This window comes from Chitinophaga sp. 9-1-y (assembly GCF_059511905.2).
In genome coordinates this window covers 3,294,535-3,313,762 of sequence record NZ_CM197955.1, presented here as the reverse complement: position 1 = coordinate 3,313,762, position 19,228 = coordinate 3,294,535, and the positions used below count along the sequence as shown (strand labels likewise).

Sequence of the window (19,228 nt, the reverse complement as noted above, 5' to 3'; positions counted from 1 at the left end):
TTTACTGAAAATGATGACGCATCCATTCGGTAGCCAACGTAATGTCTTGTTGCACCAGGTTATGCCCCGTATTGATGGTATAGGTACTTACATTAAATCCATTGGCACTTAAAAGTGTGGCATATGCCGCTGTAGCGTCCGGGTTTACCGTACTATCCTGGGCGCCGGAACTCATAAATACAGGTGATTGCCGCTGCGTTTCAAATGAGTCTTCCAAACCGCTGAGTGGCTGCATAGGTCGAAACAACACGGCGCCCGCCAGCAATTCCGGATACAGCATCAGTGCGGCACCCGCAATATTGGCGCCATTGGAATAACCTACTGCAATCAGTTTATGGATATCGAAACCTTCTGCGGCAGCCAATGCTTTAAGAAAATGCACCATTTCATGAGTCCTGAAATGCACATCTTTTTCGTCAAATACACCCATGCCTAAACGACGAAAGAAACGGGGCATGCCATGCTCTTCCACATTGCCTCTCAGGCTTAGTATATTGCATCCTTTCCCCAATGACCCAGCCAGTGGCAACAAGTCGCGCTCATCCCCGCCGGTACCATGTAAGAGTAACAGCGTATAGGCGGTGGCGTTGTCAACCGGCTGGTATACATATTGCATCGGTTTGAAATCCATATCAATCCAGTTTGATCAGTTTCTGCACAATCTCTTCGCGTTGCGCTTCATACTGTTCCGGCAACATCAGGTGGGTACCCAGTTCCGCTGCCGGCTCATCCACCGTAAATCCCGGTACATCTGTAGCCAGTTCAAATAAAACCCCGCCGGGTTCCCGGAAGTAGACGGAACGGAAGTATTTACGATCCAGTTGTGGTGTGACATTTAAGCCACGGTCTTCCAGCAGTTGCCGGTAATGCATTTGCATGGCATCATCTTTCATGCGGAAAGCAATATGATGTACACTACCCCCTGCCACATGACCACGGGGTTCGCCCTTGGCTTCTACCAGGTCAATATAGTTGGCCGTGTCACCAGCAGGACTGGCAAACCGGTAACGGTTAGTGTGATTTTTTTCCAGTTGATAGCCAAACACAGATACCAGCAAATCAGCCGTAGGCTGAATATCCTCCAGGGTCAGCGTAACATGGTGAAAGCCACGGGTGGCATTTGCTTCGGTTACTTCGCTGGTTACCCATGGTGTCCGGTTATCTGCTTTTTCGGGGACCGTTAACTCTACTTTTAATCCATCCGGATCGATAAAGGTCAGGTAAATGTCGCCGAATTTGGCAGAAGGTTTATTATAGATGACATTCTCTTTTTCAAATCTTTTCAGCCAGAAATCAATGCTGCCCTCAGGAATGGAATAACCCACTTCAGTGGCCATATGTGTGCCTCTGCGCCCCGTCATAATATCCTCCCAGGGGAAAAATGTGAGGATAGTACCAGGTGTACCCGTTTCGTCTCCATAATAAAAATGATAAGTATGCGGGTCATCAAAGTTGACAGTTTTCTTTACAAAACGTAACCCCATTACCCGGGTATAAAAATCATAATTCTTCTTAGCATTGCCAGAGATGGCCGTCACATGATGGATGCCTGTGATCTCGTTCATAAATTACTCCTTTTAACTTTAAGCGGCTGATATTTAGCTGTTAGCTACAAATAGCCAACAGCTAAATGCCGGCAACTATTTTTTAATCAACTGCACTTCGCCGTTTATTTTTACTTCGTCACTAACCATTACACCACCTGTTTCCGTAGCAGCGTTCCAGGTGAGCCCAAAATCTTTCCGGTTAATTTTTCCATTGATAGTAAAACCCGCTTTGGTATTGCCCCATGGATCTTTTACCACACCGCCGAATTCTACCGACAGCTTAATGTTTTTGGTAACGCCACGGATAGTCAGATCACCGTGCAATTCATAGGAACCATCATTGTCTATATTCTCATATTTGGTAGCTTCAAACGTGATATTCCTGTAAGTATTTACATCAAAGAAATCAGGAGAACGAAGGTGCTTATCACGGTCATCACTACCCGTAGAAATAGAATCTACATCTACGGATGCTTTTACTTTTGCCGTCATAAAGTCATCGTCTTCTGTTTCAGCTTCTACGGTGAAGTTGTAAAATTTACCACTGATATTGGTGATCATCAGGTGGCGGATTTTGAATCCCAGCTCACTGTGGCTAAGGTCTACGGCCCATTGTTGTTTTGCCATAAAGAAATGTAGTTTTAAAATGAATCAATGAAACTTTTGTTGCCGCGTAAGTCGCTGCAGGGCTATATTTTAACAAGTATTCTTTCTGATTGTTTAATATTTTACTATCACAAATATCGGCTGATATGGCAAGGGTTCAAATGGACCAAATACCGTAATTGATGTACTATTTACGGCAGCTATTAAAGATAACGATTTTAAGGTAAGTGTCTTATTATCAAATTATGTATAATTTTTTTCAAATACTTCAAACATTATTCATGAAATGTTGTTTGGTGGTGTTGAGGTCCCGGACGGCCTTCGGGAAGAAAAGAAAACCGTATGAGATATTACCTGCTTTTAATATCGTTACTGACTGTAGTATATGTGAAAGCGCAACAGAACGGGCAACAACTGACTTTAAAACAATGTTATCAACTCGCTAAGGACGGAAATACCCTCATCCGGCAGGCACAACGATCTTTACAGGCGAGGGAATACAACCTGCAGGCAGAGAATAGCAGCTATTACCCGAAGCTGGATCTCCTGGCCGGTTATAATTACCTGGGTAAACCCCTGGAGATAAACCTGCAGCAGGTAAAAGATGGTGTAGTCAACGGATCATCTGCACAAAGTGTCAATACCGCCAATACGGTATTTCAACAAATCACCGGTCAGCCACTTCCCCAAAGTGTAAAGGACGTCATCTATAATGGTACCAAAGGTATTATCAACACATTTTACCCCGATTATAACCCGGAACTGTCAAAGCAATCCTATTTTACGGCTGCACTGGCACTGCGACAACCGATTTACCTCGGTGGTAAAATAACCGCCGCACAGCAACTGGCACGGACGCAGGTGACAGGCGGACAATTCAACCAGCAAGTTGTGGAAAAAGAATTATACTTCGCTATCAGCGCACAGTATATCCGTATCCTTTACCTCAACACAATGCTGGCCCATGAAGAAGTAATCGTAGCCGCCTTTAAGAAAAACCGGGACTACGCCACTTCCCTGAAAGATAACCAAATACTGCCCCCTTATCTGCTTAATTGGGCCAGGGTAGCTTATATACAGGCTACCAGCCGTTACAGCAACCTCGGGCTGGAAAAAGAAAATGCCCTGCTGGAATTGAACAACCTGTTGGGGCAGCCACTGGAAACACCCATCATCATTGAAGATACCCTGCAATATGAGTTGAAGCCCGTCACCGGCGATGGACAGATGATGCAACTGGCAAATAACCCAACCTATCGCCTCGTGGAGAATAAAACAGACCTGGCGAATGTGGCCGTAAAAGCTTCCCGCTCCCTGGCATTACCCAATATATTTGCCATCGGCAGTTTAAACCTCTATCAAAAAGACTTACCGGTAACTATGCCGCCATGGCTCGTTGGCGTGGAAATGCAATGGAACCTCTTTGATGGATTCCAGAAGTATAAACGCACCAAAGCGTCTAAAATGCTCGTAGAAGAAGCACAGATGGCCGCGGCCAATACTAAAACATCGCTGGAATTACAACTCCGTGTGGCTATGAACAAAATGAAAGCCCTGCAAAATGATGTGGCGTCCCTCGATAGCGCTCGGCAACAGGCACGTGTTACTACCACACTGGTGACAGACCGGATGCAAAACCAGTTATCGTCCGTAAAAGATGTCAATGACGCACTCCTGCAGGAAGAAGAAATGCAGAAGATCTATTATACCGCCGTGATGGGTTACTACCTGGCACTGGCTGCATACTGGAATGTAATGGGTACACCGGAACAATTTGCTACTTATGTTGACAGATAAACAGCATCATTCATGAAAGGCACATTAAAAAATTATTGGGCGCTGCTGATCCCCATTGCTGTATTAATTGTTGCACTGTTCTTTTTCGTGAAGCAGCCAGCCGCAGCAGAAAAATCAGTGATAGGAATGGTGGATGCAGACTACGTGGATGTTGCCGCTGAATTTCCCGGCCGGCTCGACAGCCTGCTGGTAAAGCAGGGAGACACCATCCGCAAAGGGCAACTGCTGGGCGTACTCAGATCCACCGAAATAAATGCTATCCGCAATCAGGCGGAAGCCGCCATCGACGCCGCCAAAGGGCAACTCACCCTGTTGCAGAAAGGCGCCCGTCCCGAAGCCATCAAGGCTGCCGATAACCTCTATAACATCACCCAACGCCAGTATGAGCTGATGCAGAAAACCTATCAGCGCATGCAAAACCTGTTCGACGACGAAGTGATTTCCGGACAGGAAAAGGACCTCGTATACTTTAAACTACAGGCCGCAAAGAAAGAAATGGAAACAGCCAAACTGAATATGGATATGCTGCAACAAGGGAGCAGGCCGGAATTGATTAGCACTGCGGAAGCCATTGTTCGCCAGGCACAACAAGGATATGAACTCACCAAAGCTTTGTCTGATAATACATACATTCATGCGCCAACAGATGGCATCATCACTTCCATGGTGATTGAGGAGGGCGAAATTGTAGCCATCGGATACCCGTTGATGACCATACAGAAACCGGCCACCTATCATATTACCTATAATATCCGGCAAGATGATATGAAAGATTTTCCACTGGGCAGCAAGTTCTCTATGCGGGTGCCAGGTTGCGAGCCTGAAAGCTTTGAAGCAGAAGTCTCCAAAGTAGCGCCATCTCTCACATTTGCTAACTGGGTACCGGTAAAGGAAACAGGGAAATTTGAACTACGCACCTTTACGGTAGACCTGAAACCCATTCATCAAACCGACATCAAAGGGCTACGCCCCGGCATGACCGCCTCCATGACGCTTCCATGATGCTACGCACCATTACCCATATCACCATCCGGGAATGGAAGCGTATCCTCACGCTCCCGGAACACTACCTCGTACTGCTGGTATTGCCGGCACTGGTATGTTTCCTGTACGGCTACATCTATAAGAACCAGTTTGCACGCGAATTGCCGGTGGCGATCTGGGATGAGTCCAACTCACCCTTGTCAAGGCAGTTTACTTTTATGCTGGAACAAACAGAGAGTATTCATATTACGCAACAGGTACATAACGAGGCCACAGTTGAAGAAATGATGCAGCGCGGGCTTATCCAGGGAGCGGTTCATTTCCCCGCCCGCATGGATGACCATATCAAGAGCCGTCAGCCTGTGTATGTCACCGTTTATACCAACGGCGCCTCCGTGGTAACGGCGAAACTGATTTATAAAGATGCTGCCAAAGTATTGATCACAGCGGGTTCCGGCGTGGTATTGCAAAAATTCATGAAAACAGGTATGCCGGCAGGCAAGGCGATGGCGTTGGTGCAACCCATCAAACTAACTTCATATTTGCTATATAATCCGCAGTTCAGCTACCTGCAATACCTGGTGCCGGGCCTTATTGCCGTGGCGTTGCAAATGATGATCATCATGGTGACCATATTGGCCATTAACCTGGAAGGAAAGCGGGGCACGCTGGCCGGGTTGAACCATCTTGCCAATGGATCGGCCTCCAATGTGTTGCTGGGAAAGGGATTGGCATACCTCAGTGTAAGCTGGCTGCATTATATCCTGGTAACGTGCATTGTATACCCAGTTTTTGCCAGCGGAAGAATTGGTGGGTCCTGGGCGCTGTTTTTACTTTTTACGCTGCTGATTATTGCCTGTATCAGCATTGGTTTCATGGTGTCGGCCATCGTGAGTGATGTAATGGTGTCCTGCGACCTGGGCCTGTTCTATACATCGCCCGCTTTTGTGTTCAGCGGTTTTACATTTCCCCGCTGGGCCATGCCCTGGTACGATCAATATTACGCGTGGTTGATGCCTTTTACGCCTTTCCTCGACGGATTTTTTAAAGTGTATTTCATGGCGCTGCCATTACATTATGTACATAAAGAAATTGGGCAGCTGTTCATTTACATCATCGTTACATTCCCGGTGGCGTTGTTATTCCTGCAACGCAGGTTGAATAAATTATCGTTAGCACATGCGTGATTTTCTTCGTCATATTACCCGGTTGTTCCTGCGGGAGGTGAAGCTGGTGGCTAAAGATCACAGCCTGCTGCTTACCTTGCTGATAGCGCCGCTCCTGTATGCCTTTTTCTATGGGAGTATATATAGTTATAAGGTAGAAGAAAAAGTAACCCTTGCCGTGGCGGATGATGACAAAAGCGAGTTATCCCGCACCTTCCTGCAACAGTTGACCAAAATGCAGATCGTGGATGTGGTAGGGGCGGTAGACCTGGAAGATGCCCGGGAGAAAATGTACTATGGCAACTGCCAGGGCTATCTCTATATTCCAAATGGCGTTCAAAAGAAAGTCCTCGCTTTGCAGCAGGGAGATATTGTATTAGCGGTAAATGCGGCACGTTTCCTCCCGTCCAGCGAATTAGCCGGGGGCATCACCACGTTAGCACTCACGGTGGGAGCAGGGGTACGCTTAAAGTACAATGAAATGCAGGGCATGAACACACAAATGGCCATGCGGGAAACCCAACCCGTGAACCTGGATTACCGGCCGATGTATAATTCCCGTTCCAGTTATGGAGCCTTTCTGTTGCCCGGCTTGCTGGCGCTGATATTGCAGCAGACTTTATTAATTGGGTTGTCAGAAAGTATGGCGCTGGACAAGGAAAGAATAAAAGTGCCGGAGTTGGTGAACATAGGCGGTGGCGGCCTGTCGGCCACCTTGTGGGGAAAAGGACTGTTTTACCTGGTATTGTTTGGCTGCTACGCTTTCTTTTTCATGACGGTAAACTACACGATGCTGAGTATTCCTTTCCGTGGCCATGTATCCGACGTGGTGGTGGCGTTTGGCTGTTTCTTTTTTACCCTCATTCCCCTGGGAATCTGGCTGGGTACCATGTTTCCCAGTCAGCTGCTGGCTGCCCAGATGATGGTTTTCTCTACGTATCCGGTATTCCTGATTGCGGGTTATGCCTGGCCGTATGAGTCGTTGCCGGTACCGCTGCAATGGTTGTCGTCGATGGTACCCACTACGCCGTTTCTCCGGATGTATGAGTCTGTAGTGCAAACCGGCGGAACGATCTCCGATAATGTGCCGTCTGTGCTGCATTTGCTGGCGCTGTCGGCTTTTTATACTTTGCTGGCACTGCTTGGATTAAGGCGCTTGCATAAGCAACAACAATCCCTATCTTTGTAACGGATGTATGCAATTGTAGATATTGAAACAACAGGCGGCCATGCCAGCGCAAATGGCATTACGGAAATCGCCGTTTTCTTGTATGACGGAAAGGAAATCACACAGCATTACCAGACTTTGGTAAACCCCGGTATCCCCATTCCTTACTACATAGAATCGCTGACGGGTATCAGTAACAGTATGGTAGCAGAAGCACCGCCTTTTGAGGCGATAGCTCCACTGCTGTACGACTTGCTGAAAGCCCGCATCTTTGTGGCACATAACGTTAACTTCGACTACTCTTTTATCAAGCACCAGCTGGACAATGCAGGCTTCGACCTGCAATGCAAAAAGCTGTGTACCGTGCGATTGGGACGGAAAATATTCCCGGGTCTGAAATCTTACAGCCTGGGTAATATCTGCCGGCATTTCGGTATCCCGGTGAATGGCCGCCACCGGGCAGGTGGCGATGCGGAAGCCACCACGAAGCTCTTCGGCCTGTTACTGGCCAATGATAAAGAAAAACATATTGCGGCAGCGCTGAAAGTGGGCTCCAAGGAACAGTTCCTGCCACCCAACCTGCCACCGGAACAAGTAAAGTCGCTGCCAGACCGGCCCGGCGTGTACTACTTTCATGATCAAAAAGGAAAAGTAGTATATGTAGGGAAGGCCAAAGACCTGAAGAAGCGGGTCAACAGCCACTTTACCGGGCATAGTACCAGTCGTCAGCGACAAAACTTCCTTAGGACCATTCATAATATTACCCATCAGGAAACCGCTACGGAGCTGATGGCCTGTATATTGGAATCTGTGGAAATAAAGCGCCTGTGGCCTGTTTTCAACTATTCCCAGAAACGGGTGGAATTCCGCTACGGCTTCTACCTGTTTGAAGACCAGCAAGGCTACCTCCGGTTAGCCATCGAGAAGAAACGCAAGTATTCTCATCCGGTACATAGCTTCAACCTGCTGATAGATGGACACCGGCTGTTACGCTCCCTGATAAAGGAGTTTGAGTTATGTCCCAAATTATGCTTCCTGCAAAAGGGGAGTGGTACCTGTGCCGGCATTACAGCTGCCACTTGTAAGGGTGCCTGCGAAAAAATGGAGGCCCCGGCCACCTATAATGAACGGATGAAGGCGGCAGTGGCATTCCTGCAGGAACAACAACCTTCCGTGATCATTGTAGATAAAGGCCGCCACCCGGAAGAGAAAAGCTGCATCCTGATGGAGAAAGGCCGCTTTTACGGGATGGGCTATATCCCTGCGCATGTGAATACCTCGGAAGTGGAACAGTTCCGGGAATACCTGACACCATACGCTGAAAATGAAGTGATCATTGGGTTGCTTCGCCCATACGCCAGCAACAGCCGGCAATTATCGGAAGTCAGCTGATGGATAAACAACAAAAAGTGGTCATCTTCTTACAAAAAATCAAAATCAGTATCATCTGTTGAACCGGGGTTAAGAAAAAAAATTGCGCAATCGCTGTAAATCAGCTGATTCCTGATTACTTTTGCACCTCGTAACAGTGATCTTCTTCTTTAATTATTAATTTTATTCATGTTAGAGCCAAATTTCAAATTGCCAGGTCAAACTGCTTTTTACAAAGGAAAAGTACGTGACGTTTACTCCATTGATGACAGGCTGATGGTAATGGTAGTAAGTGATCGTATCTCTGCATTTGACGTTGTATTGCCGCGCCCGATTCCTTTCAAAGGGCAGGTACTGAACCAGGTAGCTGCTATTATGCTGGAAGCTACCAAGGATATTATGCCTAACTGGGTAAAATCATCTCCACTACCCAATGTAACTATCGGTTTGAAATGCGAAACCTTCCCGGTGGAAATGGTGGTACGTGGTAACCTTACCGGTCACGCCTGGAGAACTTATAAATCCGGTCAGCGTGTGTTGTGTGGCGTTACGATGCCGGAAGGAATGAAAGAGAACGATTTCTTCCCGTCTCCCATTATTACCCCAACTACCAAAGCACATGAAGGACACGACGAAGATATTTCCCGTGAAGAAATCATTGCGCGCGGTTTGGTAAGTAAAGAAGACTACGAGCAACTGGAAAAATATACCCTTGCTTTATTTGAAAGAGGGAGAGAAATGGCGAAAGCCCGTGGCCTGATCCTGGTAGATACCAAATATGAGTTCGGAAAAATCGGCGATACCATCTACGTAATTGATGAAATCCATACACCAGATTCTTCCCGTTACTTCTATGCAGAAGGTTACGAAGAAAATCAGAAAAAAGGCCTCCCGCAAAAACAACTCAGCAAAGAGTTTGTTCGCGAATGGCTGATGGCGAATGGTTTCCAGGGTAAAGACGGACAACAGGTACCTGAAATGACAGATGAGATTGTAAAGAGCATCAGCGAACGTTATATCGAGTTGTTCGAAAATATTACCGGTCAAAAATTTGTGAAAGAAGAAGTTGCGGCTGCGGATGCAGAATCCAGGATTATAGCTGCACTGAAAAGTTTATAATCATTTTAATTGCGCTGGTAGTTGGCTACCAGCGCAGTTTTATCCCTTTTGTGCACGATGAAAATACAATTGATCTCCGCGGTAGTTTGTTTGTTAAGCATTATCGCCTGCAATAACGGCACCAAATCTCCCAAAGAATTAAGCAGCGCTGAAATACTGGAACAGGCAGGAAAAGCACCTGGCATGAATGCTGGTAACGGCACCTTTTCTGTACAAACACCCGAAGGCTGGTCTAAGAAAGATACCGTCATCAGCCGGGTGGAATATACCTTTATGATGGCGCCTGTTCAACCAGGGAGCGCATTTCAGGCCAATGTAAATATTATTACCCAGGAGTTGAAAAGTGGGTCTTCGTTAGATAAATACATGGCGACTACCCAACAAGAAATGCAGCACTATTTTGATGGCTATCAGAAACTGGAAGACGGAGAACGTACTGTAACCGATGTGAAGGCCAAATGGATGAAATGCCAGTATACACACAGGGAAACCGGTACTAAGCTGAACATCGTAGTAACCATCCTGGTGAAGCACAATATTGCATATGCCATTACATTGACCACCCTGGCTGATGAATTAGAAAAATATGCGCCGCAGCTGGACGGAATACTAAACTCATTTGTAGCGAAGTAAAGTATAAAGCTATCATAGCGAATGATCAGAGCGGATTTTGTCTTTGGACAGGATTAGACTGATTATTCTGATTATATTTTATAAGATTTAAAAGATAATGGGAGATGAAAGAGGATATATCTGCTTTCATCTCCCATCTTTCTTTATCCAAAAAAATCAAAAATATATAATCAGAATAATCAGTCTAATCCTGTCCAAAGACAAAATCCGCTCTGATCATTCGCTATGATAGCTTTATGCCTTCAGCTTCTCAAAATCCCTTATTTTTGTTAGCAAATTGACGACCATTGAAACACCTTGCCGCACTTAATAAATATTTTCTCTCTAATAAATGGCGACTGATCCTGGGATTGTTGTTTACCGCAATATCTATTGTATTCAGCGTTTTTCAACCCATTATGGTCAGGCAGATATTTGACCTGCTGTCTCATAACATCGATGAATACCGGCAGCTCAGTGATACTTCGCTGAAAAGCTTCTTCCGGGCGGATTTTACACATGTACTCGCATTCTATGGCGTGAGCATTTTAATCTTTGCTCTCCTCAGTGGATTCTTTCTTTTTCTGCAAAGACAAACACTGATTGTAATGAGCCGCCATATTGAATACGACCTGAAAAATGAAGTATATCAGCACTATCAGAAGCTGGACCTGAACTTCTTCAAGATGCACCGTACCGGTGACCTTATGAGCCGTATCACAGAAGACGTATCACGGGTACGCATGTACGTAGGACCTGCTATTATGTATGCGTCGCGTACGTTGTTCCTCGTGGTGATTATTGTATACCTGATGTTGCAGGTGAATCCTTTGCTCACGCTGTATACTTTATCGCCGTTGCCTTTCCTGGCATTAACGATTTATTATGTGAACCGTATTATTCATCGTAAAAGTGAAAGAATACAATCGCAGTTGTCTAATATTACTTCCATTGCGCAGGAATCTTATAGTGGTATCCGCGTAATAAAATCCTATATCCAGGAAGATGCCAGCGCCAAACATTTTGAAGAAGCCAGTGAGGCATATAAGCAAAGCTCTATCAGCCTGGCGAAAACGGATGCCTTGTTTCAGCCTACCATGGCGTTGATGATAGGCCTGAGTGTAATACTCACCATCTTCATTGGTGGTATACAGGTGATTCACGGTAACATTACCGTAGGTAACCTGGCGGAGTTTGTGATTTATGTGAACATGCTCATGTTTCCATTTTTCTCTATTGGTATGGTGGCCTCTATGATACAGCGGGCGGCCGCCTCACAGCAACGCATAAACGAATTTCTGCAGCTGGAGCCTACTATCAAAAACCTGCCTGGCGCTAAAGCGGCGAAATTGCAGGGAGGTGTGCAACTGGAGAATGTAACCTTCACCTATCCGCATACAGGTATTACCGCTATCAGCAACTTTAACCTGCACATTGCTCCGGGGCAAAAGGTGGCCGTCATTGGTCGCACGGGTTCCGGGAAGAGTACGCTGGCACAGCTGCTCATACGGATGTACGATCCGCAGAAAGGTAAAGTGATGGTAGACGACCTGGATGTGCGGCAACTGGAACTGTCCAGCTTGCGCAGCCAGATCAGTTATGTACCACAGGATGTGTTCCTGTTTTCCGACAGCATTGCCAATAACATTCGTTTTGGTGATCCTTCCGCCAGCATACAGGTAGTGCAAGCTGCCGCCAGACAAGCATCTGTAGAAAAAGATATCCTGGGCTTTAATGAAGGATTCGATACGGAAATAGGAGAGCGGGGGGTAACACTCAGTGGCGGGCAGAAGCAACGTATTTCCATTGCCAGGGCGTTGATCAAGAACCCGGACATCCTCATTTTCGACGACTGCCTGTCTGCCGTAGATGCCCGGACCGAGAAGGAAATTATCGGCAACCTGTATGCCTATCTGAAAAACAAAACAGCCATCATCATTACCCATCGCATTTTTGCGTTATTTGAATTCGATAAAATCATCGTATTGGATGAAGGAAAGATAGTAGAACAAGGTACGCATAGCGATTTATTGTCATTGAATGGTTACTACGCAGAATTGTATGCGCGGCAGCAATCTGGTGAAGAAGAAAGTGTAACAGAGTAACAATCATGTGCTTGTATATCCCCTACGGAGGCCGGTTACACGCTGGTTTTATGATTTTTCAAAATCATTTAAAAATATTTTGATATTTGTAAAACAATAGTATATTTGTCTCTTATTGTAACAGGATTTGATTCGTTAACACTTAAATCTATCAACTGTGGCGTACGAAAACAACAATCAACAGGAAAGAAACAATGATAGCATCTTTTCTAAACGATTGAAAGCGGGCAAAAGAAGGACGTACTTCTTTGATGTAAAGACCACTCGGGGAAACGACTATTTTCTTACTATAACAGAAAGTAAGAAACGTTTTAATGACAACGGTTATGACAGGCACAAAGTATTCCTGTACAAGGAAGACTTCAACAAGTTCCTGAACGCACTAACCGAAACCATCAACTATGTTAAAACAGAATTGATGCCCGATTTCGACTTTGATGCGTACAACCATGATTATGTGCAGGAAGAACAGGACGAAGCAGATGCAGAAGGTGCGGAAGTACGCACTCCAGCTGCAGTTGAAGCTGTTCCTGTAGAGGCGTCAGTAGCTGCGCCAGCTTCACATAGCTCAGATGAGGTAGACAAATGGTAAGATTTTTTACTTAATTTTTTTACTTAAAATAATTGTCAACCCCCGGATTTCTCCGGGGGTTTTTTGTTGGAGCAGAAAGCTATTGAGGCGAATGACCATTGCGATTATTAATACGCTTTGATCATTCGCCTCAATAGCTTTTTGCTTTCTGCTTTCAGCTTTCTGCCTTATGCTGTCCGCATAGCTTTCCAGGCATTGATTAATCCATTGGTGCTGGCATCGTGGTTCAGTACCACCTCGTTGTTTTCCAGCTCCGGCAATATTTTGCTGGCCAGTTGTTTACCCAGTTCTACGCCCCATTGGTCAAAGCTATAGATGTTCCAGATCACTCCCTGTACGAAGATCTTATGTTCGTATAGGGCTATCAGTGAGCCAAGTGAACGAGGCGTAATTTTCTTCAGCAGGAAGGAGTTGGTAGGACGATTACCGCTGAATATTTTCGATGGTACAATCTTCGCCAGTTCTTCTGCAGAGGCGCCGGATTTCTCTAATTCAGCACGTACTTCCGCTTCTGTTTTACCATTCATCAGCGCTTCTGTTTGCGCAAAGAAATTTGACAACAGCTTTACATGATGATCACCGATCGGGTTATGACTGATAGCTGGTGCGATAAAATCGCAGGGGATCAGGCGCGTGCCCTGGTGAATGAGTTGATAGAAAGCATGTTGCCCGTTAGTACCTGGTTCACCCCATACAATCGGACCGGTTTCATAACTAACGTTATGGCCTGTACGATCTGCCGTTTTACCATTACTTTCCATATTACCTTGCTGGAAGTAAGCCGCAAAACGGTGCATGTATTGGTCGTACGGAAGAATCGCTTCTGTAGCGCTGCCAAAGAAGTTACCATACCATAAACCCACGAGCGCCATAATAGCCGGAATGTTTTGTTCCAGCGGTGTTTCGGAAAAGTGATTGTCTACCACATGCGCGCCTTCCAGCAATTCAGTGAAGTTGTCGAAGCCAATAGTCAGCGCAATAGACAAACCGATAGCAGACCATAAGGAGTAACGGCCGCCTACCCAGTCCCAGAACTCAAACATATTTTTAGGGTCGATACCAAAAGCCGTCACGGCTTTTTCATTGGTAGACAACGCCGCAAAATGTTTGGCAATGAATTTTTCATCTCCTGCATGTTCCAGGAACCAGCTGCGCGCGGTATGTGCATTGGTCATGGTTTCCTGCGTGGTAAAGGTTTTGGAGGCAATCAGGAACAGGGTTTCATCGGGTGTTATTTTTTTCAGCGTTTCGGCAATGTGTGTGCCGTCTACGTTGGAAACGAAATAGGTCTGGATGTTAGGCTTCCAGTAAGGTTTCAGCGCTTCCGTTACCATTACCGGACCCAGGTCAGAACCACCGATACCGATGTTCACGATATAACGTATAGGCTTACCCGTATATCCTTTCCATTCGCCGGAATGGATCTGCCGGCAGATGTGATCCATTTTGTTCAGTACCGCCTTCACATCCGGCATTACATCGCGGCCATCCAGCATCACTGGTTTGTTGGAGGTATTGCGTAAAGCGGTATGCAGCACTGCACGGTTTTCGGTGACATTGATTTTCTCTGCACCAAACATCGCTTTGATAGCGGCGGGTACCCCACATTCGTTGGCCAGCCCTAACAGCAGGGTACGGGTATCTTCAGTAATAATATTCTTGGAATAATCGAAAAGGATGTCTTCAAACTGCAGTGAGAATTGACTAAAGCGTTCTTTATTCTCCATAAACAAGGCACGCATATGTACCTTTTTCATTTCTTCAGCGTGTTTCTTTAAAGCATCCCACGATTTGGTGGTAGTTGGATTGGTAGATGGAAACATAGTAGTATATATATTAAATGCGCGTCAAAAATAATCTTTTAGTGTCAGGATTTCTGCTTCCTGTAGAATTGCCAGGAAATTGTGATGGCAATAAGGCCAATGGCAATAATGCAACTCTGTACAATGGCATTCTCTTCCAGTATGTCTGCCGCTTTTCTTTTCACCAGGATGCCATAGAAGGCCCATACACTAACAAGCGCGTATACGATATTGTTGCGCAACAATACCATAGCCATGCTGAACAGGGTGCCCAGTCCAATCATAGCAATGGTCCAGCGGATTTGTGTATGCAGGTTGCCCTCCCATCCGGCGTATACCAGCAGGGTGGTGAGGTTGGCCATGGTAGCAATAGTGAGCCAGCCCAGGTAAAGACTGAAAGGAAAGTGAATGAACCATCTTTCAGGTAACGTAGCCGGTGCCACGCCTATGCGAAAGTTCAGCTGAATAATCACCAGGGAAAGGAGCAGCATAAACATGATGACTACACTAACCGGAATCAGGTGGTAATGCCAGGCAAAGAGCCAGCAGGCGTTGGCAACGGAAGAAATAAGAAACCATTCTTTCATTTTTTGCATGAGCTGTGATAAGGCTTCCGGATGCTTATTGGAAAAGGCCAGCCAGAGCTGGTAAATGATGAATGCGCCAAGAGAAACATAGATCAGCCCCCAGATCAAAAATGTAAAATGTGCCGGTGCAAAAAGATTGGGATATTCCTCCGAAATCTGGGCAGTAGTTTTACCGTTGATGGGAAGTGCAATAGCCAGTACATTGACTGTTAACATAAGCACGTAACCAAGCGTATTAAAGACAGATTTGTTCTTAAAGTGGAGGGTTTCATGGCTGACCATAATGAATATGAACTTTTTATAATATTAGCGACATGGTTACCGCGTTATTGCGCAAATATTATGCTAAAATGGACAACTAAAACAAACTTATCCGACATTAGCAGATATCTGTATTTTTACATACATTTGCCAGCTATGACAGCTGAGCAACTTAAAGCTATGAGGGACCGTTTATATGTCCTGGGAGGTTTTCTTTAACGTACCTGACCGATTAGCTAAAATAGAAAACGACAAACAACTAAGCCTGGCGCCCGGTTTCTGGGACGACAACGTCAGAGCGACTTCGATTCTGAAGGAAATTAAGGTAAACAAATATTGGGTTGACCTTTACGATCAGGTAAACGCCGCTATCGATGATAGTGCGGTACTGAACGATTTTTTCAAAGAAGGAGAAGCTTCCGAGGAAGAAGTAGAACAGGCGTATGGTGCTGCAGTAGTGGCATTGGACGACCTGGAGTTTAAATCTACTTTGAACCAGCCGGAAGACGAAATGCCTGCAGTACTCACCATTAACTCCGGTGCAGGCGGCACGGAAAGCCAGGATTGGGCTGAAATGCTGCTGCGTATGTACCGCATGTATGGAGAGAAACAAGGTTGGAAAGTATCAGAAATTGATACACAATATGGGGATGGTGCCGGGATAAAATCCGCTACACTCGAGTTTGATGGCGACTTTGCTTATGGTCACCTCAAGGCAGAAAGCGGGGTACACCGACTGGTACGTATTTCACCATTTGATTCCAATGCCCGCCGGCATACCTCTTTCGCCTCCGTATATGTATATCCGTTAGTAGACAATACTATCGAGATTGCTGTAAACCCTGCAGACCTGGAATGGGAATTCTATCGTTCCGGTGGTAAAGGTGGACAGAACGTAAACAAGGTGGAAACTGCCGTGCGATTAAAGCACATCCCTTCCGGTATCATTATCGAATGCCAGCAGGCGCGTACACAGGGAGAGAACCGCGAAAAGGCGCTCACCATGTTAAAGTCGCGTTTGTATGAAGAAGAAATCCGCAAGCGGGAAGAGCTGAAAAATGCAGCCAACGCCAACAAACGAAAAATCGAATGGGGCTCACAGATCAGATCATACGTATTCCATCCGTATAAAATGATCAAAGACCACCGTACCGATTTTGAAGTAGGTAACGTAGGGCCTGTAATGGACGGCGATCTGAACGGATTTATCAAGGCATACCTCATGATGCAGAAAGAAGAGGACAATAATTAATAAGGATCTACTAATTATTATTAAGCCAGTAGGCTTTGTAACCATTAATTTTGCTGCGGAAACAAAACACGTAGTCATTTGTTTATTTGGTTGTTTACAGTCCGGGTATTTTCACCCCGTCTATAAATGACCAAATAAACAAATATAAAATCAGGTTACAATGAATACAGGATACTTTGAGTACGCAGCGCCAGCAAATGAGCCTGTGTTGTCTTATGCGCCGGGTTCCGCTGAGAGAATTGCCCTTAAGAAACAATTAGCCGCATTTAAGGGAGAAGTAGCTGATATACCTATGTACATCGGCGGTGAAGAAATCCGTACCGGTAAAACGGTAGATCTGCGCCCTCCGCACGAAATCAAACACAAATTAGGTCATTTCCATGTGGGAGACGCCACCCACGTAAAAGCCGCTATCAAAGCCGCTTTGGATGCCCGTGAAAAATGGGCCAATATGGATTGGGAGCAACGCGCCGGCATCTTCTTACGCGCCGCTGAACTCCTCGCTACCAAATACCGCTATCATATCAACGCCGCTACCATGCTCGGCCAAAGCAAAAATGCTTACCAGGCTGAAATAGACAGTGCTTGTGAACTGATCGACTTCCTCCGCTATAATGTACACTTCCTGAGCGAAATTTATCGCCAGCAGCCGGTATGTGCGCCTGGTATCCACAACCGCGTAGAATACCGCCCACTGGAAGGTTTCGTACTCGCAGTAACACCTTTTAACTTCACCGCTATTGCCGGTAACCTGCCTACTTCCGCAGCTATGTGTGGTAACGTAGTAGTATGGAAACCCGCTAATACACAAGTATTTGCCGCTCAGATTATCATGAAAGTGCTGATAGAAGCAGGATTGCCAGCCGGTGTTATCAACCTGGTATATGCAGGCGGCCCGTTGATCGGCGATATCTGCTTCGCAGATCCTCACTTCGCAGGTATACATTTCACCGGCTCCACCGGCGTATTCCAGACCATGTGGAAGACAATCGGTGAAAACATTCACAAATACAAAACATACCCACGCATCGTAGGTGAAACCGGTGGTAAAGACTTCGTGCTCATTCACAAATCAGCCGATGTAGATATTGCTGTTACTGCCTTAGCACGTGGCGCTTTCGAATACCAGGGCCAGAAATGTTCTGCTGCCTCCCGCGCATACATACCAAACAATCTTGCTGACGATATAAAATCAAAATTAATTGCTGAACTGAAAACCATGAAAATGGGTACCACAGAAGATTTCAGCAACTTCATCAACGCGGTAATCGATGAACGCTCTTTCGATAAAATTGCGCAGTACATCGATAATGCGAAGAGTGATCCTTCCGCAAAAATCATTGCAGGAGGTAACTACAGCAAAGCAGAAGGTTATTTCATTGAACCTACCGTAATTGAAACAACCGATCCTAAGTATGTAACCATGTGCGAGGAAATCTTCGGACCAGTACTGACGATTCATGTATACGAAGCCGATAAGTTCGAAGAAATCATGCAGGTAGTAGATACCACTTCCGAATACGCGTTAACCGGCGCCGTGATTGCACAGGACCGTTATGCAGTGGAACTGGCTACCCGCAAACTGGTAAACAGTGCAGGTAACTTCTATATCAACGACAAACCAACCGGTGCAGTGGTAGGCCAGCAGCCATTTGGCGGTGCCCGCGCCTCCGGTACCAACGATAAAGCAGGCTCTATGCTGAACCTCTATCGCTGGTTGAGTGCAAGAAGTATCAAAGAAACTTTTGTACCAGCTACCGACTACCGGTACCCGTTCCTGAAGGAAGCTTAGTAAATGTTCATGATTTATATGTAGGCGGTGGATTTATATCCATCGCCTTTTTTGTAACTTGCAGCCTCATTTCAGTATCATGGAAACTATGCAGGGAGAGATTATTCAGACTTACTTCTCAGAACATCATAAACAACGCCGGGTAGCCGACCTGGAACAACGACTCATCGCAGCCGGTGTCACTCAGCCGGAAGCCAGCATTGCCGCCGTGAAAGGGTTTAACCAGTATTTCAGTAAACAGATGCGTACTACCGGTGTTAAAGCCGGCATTTTCCTCGCAGTAGCACTGGTATTCCTCATCCGTGTGATAACACTCACCAACCGCGAAGAAGGCAGCTTTATGCAGGTATCCTTTTCCCTGGCCCTGGTAGCCTTTGCACTGGTAAGAGGATTAATATGGGGGATACAGTTATTTGCCCTGAAAGAAGAAATTAATTCCTTTAGAGATTTAAGAGGTATATAGTATA

General features: G+C 45.9%; 17 protein-coding genes. 12 read left to right on the top strand and 5 right to left on the bottom strand.

The annotated features are described in order from the left end of the window. Position 1: 1 nt before the first annotated feature. The 3 genes from AC5ZC7_RS13065 to AC5ZC7_RS13055 all read right to left on the bottom strand — a co-directional run bounded on the left by AC5ZC7_RS13065 (position 2) and on the right by AC5ZC7_RS13055 (position 2,174). Positions 2–631 carry an alpha/beta hydrolase gene (locus tag AC5ZC7_RS13065; protein ID WP_496161751.1) on the bottom strand — a complete coding sequence of 210 codons (630 nt, stop codon included), beginning with the start codon at positions 629–631 and terminating at the stop codon, positions 2–4. Between the two features lies 1 nt (position 632). Further along, on the bottom strand, positions 633–1,565 hold the full coding sequence (locus AC5ZC7_RS13060; protein WP_496161750.1) for a VOC family protein: 933 nt from the start codon (positions 1,563–1,565) through the stop codon (positions 633–635). Positions 1,566–1,640: 75 nt separating this feature from the next. After that, complete coding sequence (locus AC5ZC7_RS13055; RefSeq protein ID WP_496161749.1) at positions 1,641–2,174, bottom strand: YceI family protein; 534 nt, start codon at positions 2,172–2,174, stop codon at positions 1,641–1,643. A 321-nt stretch (positions 2,175–2,495) separates the two neighbouring features. On the opposite strand from AC5ZC7_RS13055, the gene AC5ZC7_RS13050 reads away from it, so the two are divergent. The 9 genes from AC5ZC7_RS13050 (at position 2,496) to AC5ZC7_RS13010 (ending at position 13,067) form a co-directional block, all read left to right on the top strand. Beyond that, on the top strand, positions 2,496–3,950 hold the full coding sequence (locus AC5ZC7_RS13050; protein WP_496161748.1) for a TolC family protein: 1,455 nt from the start codon (positions 2,496–2,498) through the stop codon (positions 3,948–3,950). A gap of 12 nt (positions 3,951–3,962) precedes the next feature. Then, a complete protein-coding gene (locus AC5ZC7_RS13045; protein WP_496161747.1) occupies positions 3,963–4,952 on the top strand; it encodes an HlyD family secretion protein in 990 nt (329 codons plus the stop codon). Beyond that, the gene (locus AC5ZC7_RS13040; RefSeq protein WP_496161746.1) at positions 4,949–6,121 is read left to right on the top strand and encodes an ABC transporter permease; all 1,173 of its coding nucleotides are present in this window, start codon (positions 4,949–4,951) and stop codon (positions 6,119–6,121) included. Before AC5ZC7_RS13045 ends, AC5ZC7_RS13040 begins: the two co-directional genes overlap by 4 nt. After that, complete coding sequence (locus tag AC5ZC7_RS13035; protein WP_496161745.1) at positions 6,114–7,289, top strand: ABC transporter permease; 1,176 nt, start codon at positions 6,114–6,116, stop codon at positions 7,287–7,289. Before AC5ZC7_RS13040 ends, AC5ZC7_RS13035 begins: the two co-directional genes overlap by 8 nt. A 3-nt stretch (positions 7,290–7,292) precedes the next feature. Beyond that, positions 7,293–8,660, top strand: a complete 1,368-nt coding sequence (locus tag AC5ZC7_RS13030) for an exonuclease domain-containing protein (protein WP_496161744.1) — start codon at positions 7,293–7,295, stop codon at positions 8,658–8,660. A 168-nt stretch (positions 8,661–8,828) separates the two neighbouring features. Further along, the gene (locus tag AC5ZC7_RS13025; RefSeq protein ID WP_496161743.1) at positions 8,829–9,758 is read left to right on the top strand and encodes a phosphoribosylaminoimidazolesuccinocarboxamide synthase; all 930 of its coding nucleotides are present in this window, start codon (positions 8,829–8,831) and stop codon (positions 9,756–9,758) included. A 57-nt stretch (positions 9,759–9,815) separates the two neighbouring features. Continuing rightward, entirely contained in the window at positions 9,816–10,391 is a 576-nt protein-coding gene (locus AC5ZC7_RS13020; RefSeq protein WP_496161742.1) for a DcrB-related protein, read from the top strand. Positions 10,392–10,678: 287 nt separating this feature from the next. Next, positions 10,679–12,475 (top strand): ABC transporter transmembrane domain-containing protein, encoded by a 1,797-nt coding sequence (locus AC5ZC7_RS13015; RefSeq protein WP_496161741.1) that lies wholly within the window; start codon positions 10,679–10,681, stop codon positions 12,473–12,475. A 157-nt stretch (positions 12,476–12,632) separates the two neighbouring features. Continuing rightward, positions 12,633–13,067, top strand: coding sequence for a DUF3276 family protein (locus AC5ZC7_RS13010; RefSeq protein ID WP_496161740.1), 435 nt, complete (start codon positions 12,633–12,635; stop codon positions 13,065–13,067). A 167-nt stretch (positions 13,068–13,234) separates the two neighbouring features. Here AC5ZC7_RS13010 and pgi read toward each other — a convergent pair whose 3' ends face one another. Beyond that, positions 13,235–14,890 carry a glucose-6-phosphate isomerase gene (gene pgi, locus AC5ZC7_RS13005; RefSeq protein WP_496161739.1) on the bottom strand — a complete coding sequence of 552 codons (1,656 nt, stop codon included), beginning with the start codon at positions 14,888–14,890 and terminating at the stop codon, positions 13,235–13,237. Positions 14,891–14,934: 44 nt separating this feature from the next. Then, entirely contained in the window at positions 14,935–15,672 is a 738-nt protein-coding gene (locus AC5ZC7_RS13000) for a TspO-related membrane protein (RefSeq protein ID WP_511911599.1), read from the bottom strand. 201 nt (positions 15,673–15,873) lie between these two features. Here AC5ZC7_RS13000 and prfB point away from each other — a divergent pair. The 3 genes from prfB to AC5ZC7_RS12985 all read left to right on the top strand — a co-directional run bounded on the left by prfB (position 15,874) and on the right by AC5ZC7_RS12985 (position 19,224). Continuing rightward, positions 15,874–16,969, top strand: a protein-coding gene (prfB, locus tag AC5ZC7_RS12995) for a peptide chain release factor 2 (protein WP_496161737.1) whose coding sequence is annotated in 2 segments (ribosomal slippage) — positions 15,874–15,933 and positions 15,935–16,969 — 1,095 coding nt in all. Because the reading frame shifts where the segments join, the coding sequence is not laid out codon by codon here. A gap of 160 nt (positions 16,970–17,129) precedes the next feature. After that, on the top strand, positions 17,130–18,761 hold the full coding sequence (pruA, locus tag AC5ZC7_RS12990; protein WP_496161736.1) for an L-glutamate gamma-semialdehyde dehydrogenase: 1,632 nt from the start codon (positions 17,130–17,132) through the stop codon (positions 18,759–18,761). A gap of 79 nt (positions 18,762–18,840) precedes the next feature. Next, positions 18,841–19,224 carry a hypothetical protein gene (locus AC5ZC7_RS12985; protein ID WP_496161735.1) on the top strand — a complete coding sequence of 128 codons (384 nt, stop codon included), beginning with the start codon at positions 18,841–18,843 and terminating at the stop codon, positions 19,222–19,224. Positions 19,225–19,228: the final 4 nt, after the last annotated feature.

Bases quoted from the DNA above. Each gene is read 5' to 3' on its own strand.
- AC5ZC7_RS13060 (WP_496161750.1), bottom strand. From the start codon at position 1,565: ATGAACGAGATCACAGGCATCCATCATGTGACGGCCATCTCTGGCAAT.
- AC5ZC7_RS13040 (WP_496161746.1), top strand. From the start codon at position 4,949: ATGATGCTACGCACCATTACCCATATCACCATCCGGGAATGGAAGCGT.
- AC5ZC7_RS13055 (WP_496161749.1), bottom strand. From the start codon at position 2,174: ATGGCAAAACAACAATGGGCCGTAGACCTTAGCCACAGTGAGCTGGGA.
- pruA (WP_496161736.1), top strand. From the start codon at position 17,130: ATGAATACAGGATACTTTGAGTACGCAGCGCCAGCAAATGAGCCTGTG.
- AC5ZC7_RS12985 (WP_496161735.1), top strand. From the start codon at position 18,841: ATGGAAACTATGCAGGGAGAGATTATTCAGACTTACTTCTCAGAACAT.
- AC5ZC7_RS13035 (WP_496161745.1), top strand. From the start codon at position 6,114: ATGCGTGATTTTCTTCGTCATATTACCCGGTTGTTCCTGCGGGAGGTG.
- AC5ZC7_RS13045 (WP_496161747.1), top strand. From the start codon at position 3,963: ATGAAAGGCACATTAAAAAATTATTGGGCGCTGCTGATCCCCATTGCT.
- AC5ZC7_RS13000 (WP_511911599.1), bottom strand. From the start codon at position 15,672: ATGTTAACAGTCAATGTACTGGCTATTGCACTTCCCATCAACGGTAAA.
- AC5ZC7_RS13020 (WP_496161742.1), top strand. From the start codon at position 9,816: ATGAAAATACAATTGATCTCCGCGGTAGTTTGTTTGTTAAGCATTATC.
- pgi (WP_496161739.1), bottom strand. From the start codon at position 14,890: ATGTTTCCATCTACCAATCCAACTACCACCAAATCGTGGGATGCTTTA.
- AC5ZC7_RS13050 (WP_496161748.1), top strand. From the start codon at position 2,496: ATGAGATATTACCTGCTTTTAATATCGTTACTGACTGTAGTATATGTG.
- AC5ZC7_RS13025 (WP_496161743.1), top strand. From the start codon at position 8,829: ATGTTAGAGCCAAATTTCAAATTGCCAGGTCAAACTGCTTTTTACAAA.
- AC5ZC7_RS13030 (WP_496161744.1), top strand. From the start codon at position 7,293: ATGTATGCAATTGTAGATATTGAAACAACAGGCGGCCATGCCAGCGCA.
- AC5ZC7_RS13065 (WP_496161751.1), bottom strand. From the start codon at position 631: ATGGATTTCAAACCGATGCAATATGTATACCAGCCGGTTGACAACGCC.